We start from the raw sequence: 13,899 nt of genomic DNA, 5'->3' as shown, positions 1-13,899 counted from the left end.
TCAATCACTAAGGATGACTTACTACTGGGCCTGGTCGTGCTTCAGGGGGCCGATTGGGTAGGCATCGGGCCGTGACCAAGGCGGATGTCAGTACCTGGCCCTAGGCTGGTCGGGTGTCCAACAAGCCGGTGAGAGCGCAGGTCAAGGGGGCTGGACAGGTGACAGCGAGCCGTAATTCCGCCGTGGGCGAACAGGCTGCGTCGAAGCCCAACAAAGCCGTGTCGAAGCCCAAGAAAGCCGTCTCGAAGCCCGGGATGGCCGTGTCGGAGTCCGTGGAGTCCGTGGAGGCCGTGTCGAAGCCGAGGAAGGCCGCCGCGAAGACCGCGAGCGCCGCGGCGAAGCCAAAGAAACCGAAGTCGGGGACGACCGACACCGAAGCAGCCGGGACGAAGGCCGCCGGGGCCAAGAAAGCCGCCGGTGCCAAGAAAGCCACCGGGGCCAAGAAAGCCGCGGGACGGGCCGCCAAGCCCGAGTCGCACCTCACCATGGTCCGCCGCGCCCGCAAGATCAATCGGGCGCTCGCCGAGGTCTACCCCTACGCCCACCCGGAGCTGGACTTCGAGGACCCCTTCCAGTTGCTGGTCGCCACCGTCCTCTCCGCACAGACCACCGACCTGCGCGTCAACCAGACCACCCCCGCCCTCTTCAAGGCGTACCCGACGCCCGAGGACATGGCGGCGGCCGTTCCGGAGGAGCTGGAGGAGATCATCCGGCCCACGGGATTCTTCCGCGCCAAGGCAAGGTCCCTGCTGGGTCTGTCCGCCGCCCTCCGGGACAACTTCGGCGGTGAGGTGCCCGGCCGGATCGAGGACCTGGTGACGCTGCCCGGAGTCGGCCGCAAGACGGCGAACGTCGTTCTCGGGAACTATTTCGGGGTCCCCGGCATCACGGTCGACACACACTTCGGCCGCCTGGTGCGCCGCTGGAAGTGGACCGATGAGGAGGACCCGGTGAAGGTCGAGGCGGTGGTCGCCGAGATCTTCCCGAAGAGCGAGTGGACGATGCTCTCGCACCGCGTCGTCTTCCACGGCCGCCGGATCTGTCACTCCCGCAAGCCCGCCTGCGGGGCCTGCCCGATCGCCGCGCTCTGTCCGTCGTACGGCCTGGGCGAGACGGACCCGGAGAAGGCCGAGAAGCTGCTGAAGTACGAGAAGGGTGGCTATCCGGGCCAGCGGCTGAAGCCCCCGCAGTCCTTCCTGGACGCCGGTGGCAAGCCGGCGCCGCCGATGGGGGCGGCTCCGGCTGGAATGTGACCCCCTCGGGCCCAGGATTACGCAGGGACGACAGCAAGGACGGCAGAGTCCGGAACGATCGTGGCGGGGGCGGACGTTGGGGACGTAGGGGGGTGGGGATGAGACGTACAGGCACGCCGCACACCGCAGCGGCGAGCGCGGCGAGCGCGGCGAGCGCGGCGAGCGCGGCAAGCGCGGCAAGCACGGCGGGCGCAGCGCGTGAGACGCACACCCACGGCGGCCCGCGCCGCAACGGTGATACGTACGAGATCGACAGGGCATACGAAACCGACGAGGCGTATGAGGCTGGCGGGGCGTACGAAACGGGTAGGACGTACGAGTCCCGCAGGACGTACAAGACGGGCGGGACGTACGAGCCCGACGGGACGTACGAGCCCGGCGGGACGCCCGGCGGGGCGTACGGGACGCCCGGCGGGGCGTACGAGGCCGTCAGGACGCACGAGACGGACAAGGCGTACGAGCACCCGGAGTCGTACGGAAGAAGCAACACGCACGAGAGCAAGGCGGCGACCGGAGTGACGGCAGAGGCAGTGCGGGACACCGTCAACGACCGCGGCCTGCCCGCCTGGCTGGACCCGGTGGCGGCGGTGGCCCGCAGCGTCCGTCCGGAGCAGCTCAGCAGTTTTCTGCCGCCCGAGAGCGGGGCCGGCCGGCAGTCGGCGGTACTCGTGCTCTTCGGGGAGGGGTCGCAGGGCCCCGAGCTGCTCCTGATGGAGCGGGCGAGCAGCCTCCGCTCGCACGCCGGACAGATTTCCTTCCCCGGCGGGGCGCTCGATCCGGGTGACGGCGACCCGGAGACCACCGGCCCGCTCCGGGCCGCCCTCAGGGAGGCCGAGGAAGAGACCGGACTCGACCCCTCCGGTGTGCAGGTCTTCGGGGTGCTGCCCCGGCTCTACATCCCCGTCAGCAGCTTCGTGGTGACGCCGGTGCTCGGCTGGTGGCGCGAGCCGAGTCCGGTCGGCGCCGTCGACCAGGGGGAGACGGCGAGCGTTTTCACGGTTCCGGTGGCGTATCTCACGGACCCGGCGCACCGGGCGACGAGCGTCCACCCGCGAGGTCACCGTGGGCCCGCCTTCCTGCTGGAATCGGGTCTGCTGTGGGGGTTCACCGCAGGAGTGGTCGACAAGGTTCTGCACTTCGCGGGCTGGGAGCGGCCCTGGGACCGCCTTCGTGAGGTCCCGCTCGACTGGCACGCATGACGGACATGGCAGGGTGGCGGGCGTGAACGTCCTGGACATTGTGTTGCTGGTCGCGGCGGTGTGGTTCGCGGTCATCGGGTACCGCCAGGGATTCGTCGTCGGCGTGCTGTCGGTGGTCGGGTTCCTCGGCGGCGGTCTTGTCGCGGTCTTGCTGCTGCCGCCGATCTGGGGGTGGTTCGCCGACGGCTCGTCCCTCGGCGACTCGACGACCGGGATCCTGGTGGCGGTCGTGATTGTGATCGTCTGCGCCTCGGTGGGCCAGGCCTTCACCACTCACCTCGGCAACAAGCTGCGCCGATACATCACCTGGTCACCGGCCCGCGCCCTGGACGCGACCGGAGGCGCGCTGGTCAACGTCTGCGCGATGCTGCTGGTGGCCTGGCTGATCGGCTCGCTGGTCGCGGGCACCTCGCTGCCCACGGTCGGCAAGGAGGTGCGCAGTTCCAAGGTGCTGCTCGGGGTGGACCGGGTGGTACCGGGCGAGGCCAGCACCTGGTTCGCGGACTTCAGTTCCGTTCTCGCGCAGAACGGCTTCCCCCAGGTCTTCAGCCCCTTCTCCAACGAGCCGATCACCGCGGTCAAGCCCCCGGACCCGAAGCTCGCGGGCAGCGCGGTCGCGGCGCGCGCCAAGAAGTCCATCGTCAAGGTCGTCGGTACGGCGCCCGGCTGCGGCAAGGTCCTGGAGGGAACCGGCTTCGTCTTCTCCGAGCGCCGCGTGATGACCAACGCGCACGTCGTCGGCGGAGTCAGCGAGCCGACCGTCCAGATCGGCGGCGAGGGCAAGCTGTACGACGCGAAGGTCGTGCTCTACGACTGGAAGCGCGACATCGCCGTACTGGACGTGCCGGACCTGCGGGCCGAACCGCTCCGGTTCACCGAGGGCGACGCCCGCAGCGGCGACGGCGCGATCGTCGCCGGCTTCCCGGAGAACGGGTCGTACGACGTCCGCTCGGCGCGTGTGCGCGCCCGGATCAACGCCAGCGGCCCTGACATCTACCATCGCGACACGGTGCGCCGAGATGTCTACTCCCTGTACGCGACGGTCCGCCAGGGAAACTCCGGCGGTCCGCTGCTGACCCCCGACGGCAAGGTGTACGGCGTGGTCTTCGCCAAATCCCTGGACGACCCGGAGACGGGGTACGCGCTGACCGCGGACGAGATCCGCGACGACATCAAGGTCGGGCGCGCCGCAAACCAGCAGGTGGACAGCCAGGGCTGTGCGCTCTGAGTGACGCGGTGACCGGCGATCAACCCGTGGGTGGAGGCAATGTGCCAACCCACGGGTTGATCCATAAGAGCGACCCGACCTGCGAGTCTGAAGTACGGGAACCCGCTGGGGGCATCCCGACCCGAGGTACCTGCGATTACTGAAGGGCCCTGCCGCACCTGAAGGGCCCTGCCGCACCTGAAGGGCCCTGCCCCACGACCACCCGACCCACGACCACCTGCATCACGTACCGGAGAGGCCTGCATCATGCGACTGACGATCCTGGGCGGCGGCGGTTTCCGCGTCCCTCTGGTGTACGGGGCGCTGCTGAACGACCGCGCGGAGGGCCGCGTCACCCATGTCACCCTGCACGACCTCGACCAGGACCGGCTCACCGCCATCGCCCGGGTCCTGGCAGATCAGGCGGCCCGTGCCCGCGCCGATGGCACCCCCGGCACGCCACCGGCCCCCGAGGTCACTGTCACCACCGACCTGGACGAGGCGCTGCGCGGTGCGGACTTCGTCTTCTCCGCGATCCGGGTCGGTGGCCTGGCGGGCCGCGCGGCGGACGAACGAATCGCGCTGGACGAGGGGGTCCTCGGCCAGGAGACCGTCGGTGCGGGCGGCATCGCCTACGGACTGCGCACGGTTCCGGTCGCCGTCGACATCGCCCGGCGGGTGGCCCGGCTGGCACCGGAGGCGTGGGTCATCAACTTCACCAACCCGGCGGGCCTGGTCACCGAGGCGATGTCCCGCCACCTCGGCGACCGGGTCATCGGTATCTGTGACTCCCCCGTGGGGCTGGCCAGGCGGGTCGCCCGCACCCTCGGTGTCGAGGACCCGGCCACCGCGCGCGCCGACTACGTGGGCCTCAACCATCTGGGCTGGTTGCGCGGGCTGTACGTCGACGGCCGCGATGTGCTCCCGGAGTTGTTCGCGGACCCGGAGCGGCTGGCGTCCTTCGAGGAGGGCAGGCTCTTCGGCGCGGACTGGCTGCGCTCGCTCGGCTCGGTGCCCAACGAGTACCTGCACTACTACTACTTCAACCGCGAGGCCGTGACCGCCTACCGGCAGGCGAAGCAGACCCGCGGCGCCTTCCTGCGGGACCAGCAGTCCCGGTTCTACGACGAGCTGGCGGCAGCCCGGGACCCCGCGGTGGGCCAGGGTGCGGCCTGGGACGCCTGGGACCGTACGAGGGCCGAGCGCGAGGCGACGTACATGGCGGAGAACCGGGAGGCGGCGGGCGCGGGGGAGCGCACCGCCGACGACCTGGAGTCCGGCGGGTACGAATACGTGGCGCTGGCCCTGATGCGGGCCATCGCGCGCGACGAACGTACGACGCTGATCCTCAACATCCGTAACGGCGGGGTGCTGGACATCCTCGACGAGGCAGCCGTCATCGAGGTCCCGTGCCTGGTCGACGCGGCCGGAGCCCGCCCCGCCGCGGTGTCGCAGCTCTCCGGGCACGAGGCAGGCCTGGTGGCCGCCGTGAAGGCCGTGGAGCGCTGCGTGCTGGCAGCGGGGGAGAGCGGGTCGGCACAGGAGGCGGTCAAGGCGTTCGCCCTGCATCCGCTCGTCGACTCGGTACAGGTGGCGCGCAGGCTGCTGGAGGGCTACCGGAACGCACACCCGGGACTCGGCTACCTCAGAAAGGACTGACCAGGGACCAGGAGGGACTGGTCCCGGGGCGGTCCGGCCTCCGTGCGCGGGAGGGTCAGGTCCGCTGATGCCTCAGTCGCGCCGACATCCACCGGGCGCGGCGCCGGAGGATACGAGGAATGCCAATCGCCCGTCCGGGGTGGTAGTGGCCCTCATCGTGGGGGCGTCCCCTTTCGTAGGTGATCGGCGCTGTGGCCGAGCGGCGGTTGCGTGCTGCGTCACCGTAGTCGTGCGTCCAGCCCATACCCCGACGTGTGCCCGGGGCCCAAGGTCGGTAATCGTCTGACGCGACGCCAATTGGCCTATGCGAGGGGCATTTGGCTGTTCGTAGTACAAGCGTTCTGGCTGAGGCGTCCCCGGTCGGTCCACGCCCGGTCGGTCCACGCCCGGTCGGTCCACGCCCGGTCGGTCCACGCCCGGTCGGTCCACCCACGGACGGTCCGCCCACGGACGGTCGCAGATCTGTCGGACCCAGACCGGTAGGTCCCCGATCTGTGCCGCAAGCCGTGACGCCCGGTCGGTTACCGGTCCGGTTCCGGGTCCTTCAGCCAGTTGACCAGTTCGGTGGAGAAGGTCTCGGGGTCCTCCTCGTGCGGGAAGTGCCCGAGGCCGTCGAGCAGTCGCCACCGGTAGGGCGCATCGACGTACTCGCCGGAGCCGGCCGCGCTGCGGGTGCGCATCACCGGGTCCAGTGATCCGTGCAGATGGAGCGTCGGCACCCGTACCGGTGTCTTCATCCGCCGGTTGAACTGGAGCCCGTCGGGACGTGCCATCGATCGCACCATCCACCGGTAGGGCTCGACCGAGCAGTGTGCCGTCGACGGGATCGTCATCGCCAGCCGGTAGGCGTCGACCGTCTTGTCGTCCGGCTGCCGCGGCCCCGACCAGTCGCGGATCAGCCGGCCGGTCAAAGCCGCGTCGTCCGCGACGAGTTGCCGCTCCGGTACCCAGGGCCGCTGGAATCCCCAGACGTACGAACCGGCCCGCGACTGCGAGAAGTCCGACAGCATCGCCGAGCGCCAGCGTCTCGGGTGCGGCATCGAGGAGACCACGAGCCGACGTACCAGCTTCGGCCGCATCGCCGCCGCCGTCCACGCCAGGTACCCGCCCAGATCGTGCCCGACGAGCGCTGCGTCCGGCTCGCCCAGGGACCGTACGACCCCCGTGATGTCCAGCGCGAGGTTCGCCGGGTCGTAGCCGCGCGGCGTTCGGTCGCTGCCGCCCACCCCGCGCAGGTCCATCGCCACCGCCCGGAAACCGGCGTCGGCAAGCGCCGTCAGCTGATGCCGCCAGGTCCACCAGAACTGCGGGAACCCGTGCAGCAGCAGCACCAGCGGCCCGTCGCCCATTTCCGCGATGTGGAAACGCGCGCCGTTGGCCGCCACGTCCCGGTGCGTCCACGGCCCGTCGAGGCGTACGACGGAGGAGGCGGACGCCGAGGCGGCGAAGCCGCCGGACGGGGTGGGAGTGCCGGAGCCGTCGGTATCTAGGGCGGTCATACGGATGAGCGTGCCACAACGACCGTGTTGTCCTGCACCTGACGGGGGTGCGGCTTCGCATTCCCGAGCACGGCGGCCGTCTCCTTGGCGGCCGCGGCGGCCTTCTGCGGGCCCTTCCCCTTCTTCGCCTTCTTCGCGAAGACGACGCCGATCAACGCGAGCAGGCCCGCGACCAGCACGTTCGCGGCGAAGGAGAGGAGGAAGCACCATGCGAGGTTCCAGCCACCGCTCCAGGTGTGAATTCCGTACGCCAGTGCGAAGCTCAGCATCGGCAGCGAGAAGATCAGTACGGCGCCGGCCGCGCCGAACGCCCCGCCGCCGACGGCGCCGCGCTTGACGTCCTGCCGCAGCTGAATCTTGGCCAGCGCGATCTCGTCGTGCACGAGCGCGGACATCTCGGTGGTCGCCGTGGCGACCAACTGTCCGAGGCTGCGCTCGGCGCTCTCGACGCCGTGGGCGTTGCGGGCGGGGTCGCTCATCGCTCTCTCCCTCTTTTGTTCAAGCTGCTGTACAAGCTTCTGTTCGAGCTCGGCTGTTCGGGCTTTGCCGTTCGAGCTCTGTCGTGCGAGCTCTGCTGTTCAAGCTCTTAGGATCTGCAGTCAGATCATGCCGGACCGCGGCCCTCGTCGCGCGCCGCCCCCAGCACTTCCTCGATGTTCTCGCTACCCGCGCACTGCGCTGCCAGCCGTCGGTGCTCCGCGGCCTTCGCTTCGTGGATCTCGGCCATCCTCAGGTGGTAGTCCGGCTTTCCCACCTCGTAGATGTCCGGGACGCCGTCCATGTCCTCGTCGCGCTCCTCCTCGTCGTAGAGCGCACGGTACTTGCGGACCCGCAACTTCAGCAGCACGCCGGACAGGACCGCGGCGATCAGCGAGCCGATCAGTACCGCCGCCTTGACCTCGTCGGCGAGCTCCAGGTCGTCGGTGAAGGCGAGTTCGCCGATCAGCAGGGACACTGTGAAGCCGATCCCGGCCAGGGACGCGACCGCGAAGACGTCCGGCCAGACCAGGTCCTCGTTGAGTTCCGCCTTGGTGAAACGGGCGGCGAGCCAGGTGCCGCCGAAGATGCCGACCGCCTTGCCGACCACCAGTCCCAGCACCACACCGAGCGTCTCCGGCCTGGTGAAGACATCGGCGATCGCCCCGCCCGACACCGACACACCTGCCGAGAACAGGGCGAAGAGTGGCACGGCCAGTCCCGCCGACAACGGCCGCACCAGGTGTTCGATGTGCTCGCCCGGCGAGTGCTCCTCCCCTTCGCGACGGCTGCAGCGCAGCATCAGGCCCATCGCCACACCGGCGATGGTGGCGTGCACGCCGCTGTTGTACATCAGGCCCCAGATCACCAGCGCCAGCGGCACGTAGACGTACCAACCGCGCACGTTCGCCCGCAGCAGCAGCCAGAAGACGACCAGACCGACGAAGGCGCCTCCGAGCGCGGCGAAGTTGATGTCGCTGGTGAAGAAGACCGCGATGATCAGGATCGCGAAGAGGTCGTCCACGACGGCCAGGGTGAGCAGGAAGGCCCGGAGCGCGGAGGGCAGCGAGGTGCCGATGACGGCGAGGACCGCCAGCGCGAAGGCGATGTCGGTCGCTGTCGGGACCGCCCAGCCGCCGGTGTTCCCACCGCCGATGACGTTCACGAGTACGTAGACGAGGGCCGGCACCGCCATGCCGCAGAGCGCGGCGATCACGGGGAGTGCGGCGGCTCTCGGGTCGCGCAGCTCACCCGCGACGAGTTCGCGCTTGAGCTCGATGCCGGCGACGAAGAAGAAGATCGCGAGGAGGCCGTCGGCCGCCCAGTGCTGGACGGACAGGTCGAGGCCGACGAAGCCGGGCCCGAAGTGCATGCCGCGCAGCGACTCGTAACTCGACCCGAAGGTGTTTGCCCAGATCAGCGCCGCGACGGCGGCCAGCAGGAGCAGCACACCGCCGACCGTCTCGGTGCGGAGCGCGTCCGCGACGTACGTCCGTTCGGGGAGCGGGAGCCGTCCGAGGAACTTGCTCCTGGTGGGGGGAGTGGGCGCGGCCACGGGTGAATACCTCCGGTCGGTGGGCAGCATGAAGCACATTGCCGACCAGACTTCCCGGCGCACCTGTCGAGTTTTGACGCGTTCCTGACGCGCGGACAACTCTACCGGTGGTGCGCAAGGGTGTATCCGGCGATCTTCACCTTACGAGCGCAGAGGGCACCCGGCGCGGGGAGCGCGGGGTGCCCTTGAGCTGTTCAGGGGACGTACGGGACGGATGTGCCCCGCGCGTGTCCCAAGTGGTCAGCCGGCAGTGGTCAGTCGTCCCCGCCCGCCGAGCTCGGCAGCTTGGCCTGGATGAGTCCCATCACCGAGGCGTCGGTGAGGGTCGAGACATCGCCCAGCTCGCGGTCCTCGGCGATGTCGCGCAGCAGGCGTCGCATGATCTTGCCGGAGCGCGTCTTCGGCAGCTCGGCCACCGGCAGGATCCGCTTGGGCTTGGCGATCGGGCCGAGGGTGGCGCCGACGTGGTTGCGGAGTTCGGCGACCAGGGTGTCGGTCTCGGACGCGGTGCCGCGCAGGATGACGAAGGCGACGATGGCCTGCCCCGTCGTCTCGTCCGCGGCGCCCACCACGGCGGCCTCGGCGACCGAGGGGTGGGAGACGAGGGCGGACTCGACCTCGGTGGTGGAGATGTTGTGGCCGGAGACCAGCATGACGTCGTCGACGCGGCCCAGCAGCCAGATGTCGCCGTCGTCGTCCTTCTTCGCGCCGTCGCCGGCGAAGTACTTGCCCTCGAAGCGGGACCAGTAGGTGTCGATGAACCGCTGGTCGTCGCCCCAGATCGTACGGAGCATGGAGGGCCACGGCTCGGTGAGGACGAGGTAGCCGCCTCCGCCGTCGGGAACCTCACGCGCCTCGTCGTCGACGACCGTCGCGGCGATGCCCGGCAGTGCGCGCTGCGCCGAACCCGGCTTCGTCTCGGTGACGCCGGGCAGCGGGGAGATCATCATGGCGCCGGTCTCGGTCTGCCACCAGGTGTCCACGATGGGGCACTTGTCGCCGCCGATGTTCTTGCGGTACCACATCCACGCCTCGGGGTTGATCGGCTCGCCCACCGAGCCGAGGACGCGCAGCGAGGAGAGGTCGAACTTGGCGGGGATGTCGTCTCCCCACTTCATGAAGGTACGGATCGCGGTCGGCGCCGTGTAGAGGATGCTCACCTTGTACTTCTGCACGATCTCCCAGAAACGCCCCTGGTGGGGGGTGTCGGGGGTGCCTTCGTACATGACCTGGGTGGCGCCGTTGGCGAGCGGCCCGTAGACGATGTACGAGTGTCCGGTGACCCAGCCGATGTCGGCGGTGCACCAGTAGACGTCGCTCTCGGGCTTGAGGTCGAAGACCGCCTGGTGGGTGTAGGCCGCCTGGGTGAGGTAACCGCCGGAGGTGTGCAGGATGCCCTTGGGCTTACCGGTGGTGCCGGAGGTGTAGAGGATGAACAGCGGGTGCTCGGCCTCGAACGCCTCGGGGGTGTGCTCGGCGGACTGACGGCCGACGATGTCGTGCCACCACACGTCGCGGGTCTCGTCCCACGCCGTCTCCTGCTTCGTACGCTGTACGACCAGTACGTGCTCGACCGTCGGACACTTGGCGACGGCCTCGTCGATCGCGGGCTTCAGCGCGGAGGGCTTGCCGCGCCGGTAGCCGCCGTCGGAGGTGATGACGAGTTTGGCGTCGGCGTCCTGGATGCGCGAGGCGACGGCGTCGGCCGAGAAGCCGCCGAAGACGACCGAGTGCGCGGCGCCGACGCGGGCGCAGGCCAGCATCGCGATCGCGGCCTCGGGGATCATCGGGAGGTAGACGGCGACCCGGTCGCCCTTGACGACGCCCAGCTCGGTCAGGGCGTTCGCGGCGCGCGAGACCTCGTCCTTGAGCTGTGCGTAGGTGAGGGAGCGGCTGTCGCCGGGCTCGCCCTCGAAGTGGATCGCGACGCGGTCGCCGTTGCCGGCCTCGACATGGCGGTCCACGCAGTTGTACGCGACGTTGAGGGTGCCGTCGGCGAACCACTTCGCGAACGGCGGGTTCGTCCAGTCGAGGGTCTCGGTGGGCTCGGTGGCCCAACTGAGGCGACGTGCCTGCTCGGCCCAGAAACCGAGTCGGTCGGTCTTGGCCTGCTCGTACGCCTCCGCAGTGACGTTGGCGTTCGCGGCCAGCTCGGCGGGAGGAGCGAAACGACGCTCCTCCTTCAGAAGGTTGGCCAGGCTTTCGTTGCTCACGACATCTCCCAATCCCAGGGGCGTCCGATGGGTCCCGTGGCTTAGCTCATCAGTCATAGGCCCTGGTGACAAGAGCCCTCAGGAAATTGGTTTAGACCTATTCGGTCCGTGAGCTGCCACGACGTCCGTATGGCCCCCGCCGCGGGCGTGCGGCGGGGGCCGTACGGTCTCACGTACGCCGACCCGAAAGGGTTCGACGTGCGCGGTTCGGGCGCGCAGGCCGCTCCACGGCGTGGTAGGTCAGGCGCGCAGGCCTCTCCGCGGCGTGGTAGCTCAGGCGCTCAAGCCCTTCCACTGCGTGGCGGCTCGGGCGCTCAGGCCTTTCCAGGCCGTCGGCTCACGCGCCCAGGCCGCCCCGCGCGTGTCGGCTCACGCGCTCAGGTCCTCCCGCTGCGTGTGTGACGACGGCACGACCCGGTCGAAGACCTCGCTGGTCTCTCCGATCCGTGCCCCGTCGACCAGCAGGTATGCCTGCGCCTCGCCCACGTGGAAGTACATCCCGTGCAGTTCGAGGGTGCCCTCGGCGAGGCGCCGCCGCACCGATTCGTGCTGGCGCAGGTGCTCCAGCTGCTGCACCACGTTGGTCAGGCAGAGCTGCTCCACGACATCGGTGGGCAGCCGTCCGGAGATCCGCGCCCACGAGTGGTGACGGCTGCGCATCCGGCTCAGGCTCGGCGCGCCGTGGCGAAGCCACCGTCGTAGCGGGGTGCTCTCGGCATTCTCCGCCGGGCTGTTGAGCAGGGCTTGCATGGCACCGCACCCGGAGTGCCCGCAGATGGTGATGGAGGCGACCTTCAGCACGTCCACCGCGTACTCGATGGCTGCCGCGACCGAATCGTCGGTGCTCTCCGCCCCCGGCGGCGGAACCAGATTTCCCACGTTCCGCACGGTGAAGAGGTCGCCGGGGCCGCTGGACGTGATCATGCTCGTGACCAGGCGGGAGTCCGCGCAGGTCAGGAACAGCTGGGAGGGGCTCTGGCCCTCCCTGGCAAGGCGCGCCAGTTCGTCGCGGACCAGCGGCGCGGTGTTGCGCTGGAACGCGCTGAGACCGCTGGCCAGTTGGCGCGTACCGGCGGGGCGGGCGCCGGGGGCTTCGGCGGGCGCCGTGTGTTCGTCGCAGTGGTGGTTGTGCCAGGGGGTCCAGGGGCGGCAGCAGGTGTGCGCACCGGTCACCGGCCCGGCGACCCGGATGCCGGACCTGCCGGTGACCTCGACCTTGCCGCCTTGCGCGACATGGCTGTCCTGCCAGCTCTGCAGTGCCTCGTACGCCGCGTGGTCCATGAAGGAGCCGTCCAGTTCCACGACCGCGTGCGACCCCTGGGGCACCTGGCCCAGCGTCCGGGTCAGCCGGGGGACCGCCAGGAAGGTCAACTGGCCACGCACCCGCACATGGTGGACGCCGTCGGCGGTCGTCTCGGTGACGATGCGGGTCTTGGCCAGCCGGTGCAGAGCGACGGCGACGGCGACGGCGATGCCCAGGGCCACGCCCTCCAGCACCCCGAGCAGGACGACACCGGCGACCGTGGTGACGTACACCAGGAATTCGCGGTGCCTGTGGACGTTACGGATGTGCGCGAAGCTCACCATCTGGATGCCGACCATCATCACCAGGGCGGCCAGCGCGGCCAGCGGAATCCACTCCAGAACCCCGACGAGCAGTGCGGAGGCGAGCAGTACCCATACACCGTGCAGCACGGTGGCGGCCCGGCTGACCGCGCCCGTACGGACGTTGGCCGTGGAGCGGACGGCGCCGCCGGAGATCGGCAGCCCGCCGAGCAGGCCGGACACCATGTTGGAAATGCCCTGGCCGCGCAGTTCACGGTCCAGGTCGGAGCGTGGCACCGGTGGCACGCCCGGCACCGCGGGGCGCTCCGCGGCCAGTTTGTCCACGGCGACCGCGGACAACAGCGATTCCAGGCTCGCCACCAGAGTGACCGTGAGCACCGCCGCGATGAGCGCGAGCACCGGCCCCTGTGGAATTTCGGGCAGGGCGTGGCTGCTCCAGGACGGCAGGTCGACCCTGGTGATCGAGGGGGCCGCGACGGCGGCGACCGCGGTGGCGATCGCGACGGACGCGAGTGCGGCGGGGGTCTTGCGGAGGAATTTGCCCGTACGCCCCGGGAGGCGCGGCCACAGGATCAGCACGGCGATGGTGAGGATGCCGATGAGGGGGGCGGCCGGACCGAGGTTGGCCAACTGTTCGGGCAGGGCGAGGGCGTTGTCGACGGCGGAACTCTCGGGCGAGCCGCCGAGCACGATGTGCAACTGGGCGAGCGCGATCGCGACGCCGATGCCGGCGAGGGTGCCGTGCACGATGGCGGGGCTGACGGCCAGGGCATTGCGCGCGGCCTTGAGCGAGCCGAGCAGGATCTGCACCAGACCGGCGCAGATGACGATGCCGCAGGTGGTGCGCCAGCCGTAACGCTGGATCAGTCCTGCGGTCACCACGGTCAGCCCGGCCGAGGGCCCGCTGACCAGGAGCGGAGTGCCGCCGAGCAGTCCGACGACGATGCCGCCGACAGCGGCGCCGATCAGGCCGGCCGCCAGCGGGGCGTCTATGGCGACGGCCAGTCCCAGCGACATGGGCACCGCGATCAGAAACACGGTCAGCGAGGCGGCGAGGTCGCCTCCCGCGATCTTGAAACGGGCTCGGTGGTGCTTCCCGCCGTCACCGGACGGCGGGCTGTGCGGCCGTTGGAACCGTGAGGCTCGGGTGGTGCGAGAGGTGTGGTCGGGGCGAGTGGGTACGCAAGCAGTCATTGCCTTGTCTCCTCCGGGGCAGCGCGGTCGCGGGAACGAGGGGTCGCGGCCGTGGATCACGGCGTGCAGCGGGGGAC

Annotated in this window: 10 protein-coding genes; 4 read left to right on the top strand and 6 right to left on the bottom strand. The window is 70.0% G+C overall.

Features of this window, described 5'->3' with window-relative positions; genetic code table 11:
• Positions 1–254 precede the first annotated feature (254 nt).
• The 4 genes from nth to ACIQM4_RS09980 all read left to right on the top strand — a co-directional run bounded on the left by nth (position 255) and on the right by ACIQM4_RS09980 (position 5,318).
• A complete protein-coding gene (gene nth, locus ACIQM4_RS09995; protein ID WP_401590094.1) occupies positions 255–1,253 on the top strand; it encodes an endonuclease III in 999 nt (332 codons plus the stop codon).
• Between the two features lie 515 nt (positions 1,254–1,768).
• Positions 1,769–2,452: an NUDIX hydrolase gene (locus ACIQM4_RS09990; protein WP_401590091.1), complete on the top strand. Its 684-nt coding sequence runs from the start codon at positions 1,769–1,771 to the stop codon at positions 2,450–2,452.
• Between the two features lie 22 nt (positions 2,453–2,474).
• A complete protein-coding gene (locus tag ACIQM4_RS09985; RefSeq protein WP_401588645.1) occupies positions 2,475–3,680 on the top strand; it encodes a MarP family serine protease in 1,206 nt (401 codons plus the stop codon).
• A gap of 246 nt (positions 3,681–3,926) precedes the next feature.
• Positions 3,927–5,318 (top strand): 6-phospho-beta-glucosidase, encoded by a 1,392-nt coding sequence (locus tag ACIQM4_RS09980; protein ID WP_401588643.1) that lies wholly within the window; start codon positions 3,927–3,929, stop codon positions 5,316–5,318.
• Positions 5,319–5,373: 55 nt separating this feature from the next.
• On the opposite strand, the gene ACIQM4_RS09975 is transcribed toward ACIQM4_RS09980, so the two are convergent.
• The 6 genes from ACIQM4_RS09975 to ACIQM4_RS09950 form a co-directional block, all read right to left on the bottom strand.
• Positions 5,374–5,562 (bottom strand): hypothetical protein, encoded by a 189-nt coding sequence (locus tag ACIQM4_RS09975; protein WP_401588640.1) that lies wholly within the window; start codon positions 5,560–5,562, stop codon positions 5,374–5,376.
• 277 nt (positions 5,563–5,839) lie between these two features.
• Positions 5,840–6,817 (bottom strand): alpha/beta fold hydrolase, encoded by a 978-nt coding sequence (locus tag ACIQM4_RS09970; protein WP_401588637.1) that lies wholly within the window; start codon positions 6,815–6,817, stop codon positions 5,840–5,842.
• On the bottom strand, positions 6,814–7,296 hold the full coding sequence (locus tag ACIQM4_RS09965; protein ID WP_401588634.1) for a phage holin family protein: 483 nt from the start codon (positions 7,294–7,296) through the stop codon (positions 6,814–6,816). Before ACIQM4_RS09965 ends, ACIQM4_RS09970 begins: the two co-directional genes overlap by 4 nt.
• Before the next feature lie 125 nt (positions 7,297–7,421).
• Entirely contained in the window at positions 7,422–8,888 is a 1,467-nt protein-coding gene (gene nhaA / locus ACIQM4_RS09960; protein ID WP_401590088.1) for a Na+/H+ antiporter NhaA, read from the bottom strand.
• A gap of 215 nt (positions 8,889–9,103) precedes the next feature.
• Positions 9,104–11,062 carry an acetate--CoA ligase gene (gene acs / locus ACIQM4_RS09955; RefSeq protein WP_401588632.1) on the bottom strand — a complete coding sequence of 653 codons (1,959 nt, stop codon included), beginning with the start codon at positions 11,060–11,062 and terminating at the stop codon, positions 9,104–9,106.
• Positions 11,063–11,431: 369 nt separating this feature from the next.
• Positions 11,432–13,822, bottom strand: coding sequence for a bifunctional SulP family inorganic anion transporter/carbonic anhydrase (locus tag ACIQM4_RS09950; protein ID WP_401588629.1), 2,391 nt, complete (start codon positions 13,820–13,822; stop codon positions 11,432–11,434).
• Positions 13,823–13,899: the final 77 nt, after the last annotated feature.

Source organism: Streptomyces sp. NPDC091272, assembly GCF_044757485.1.
Classification (GTDB): domain Bacteria; phylum Actinomycetota; class Actinomycetes; order Streptomycetales; family Streptomycetaceae; genus Streptomyces.
Note: the sequence above shows the minus strand (reverse complement) of the source record. Positions and strands in the feature narration are given on the sequence as shown.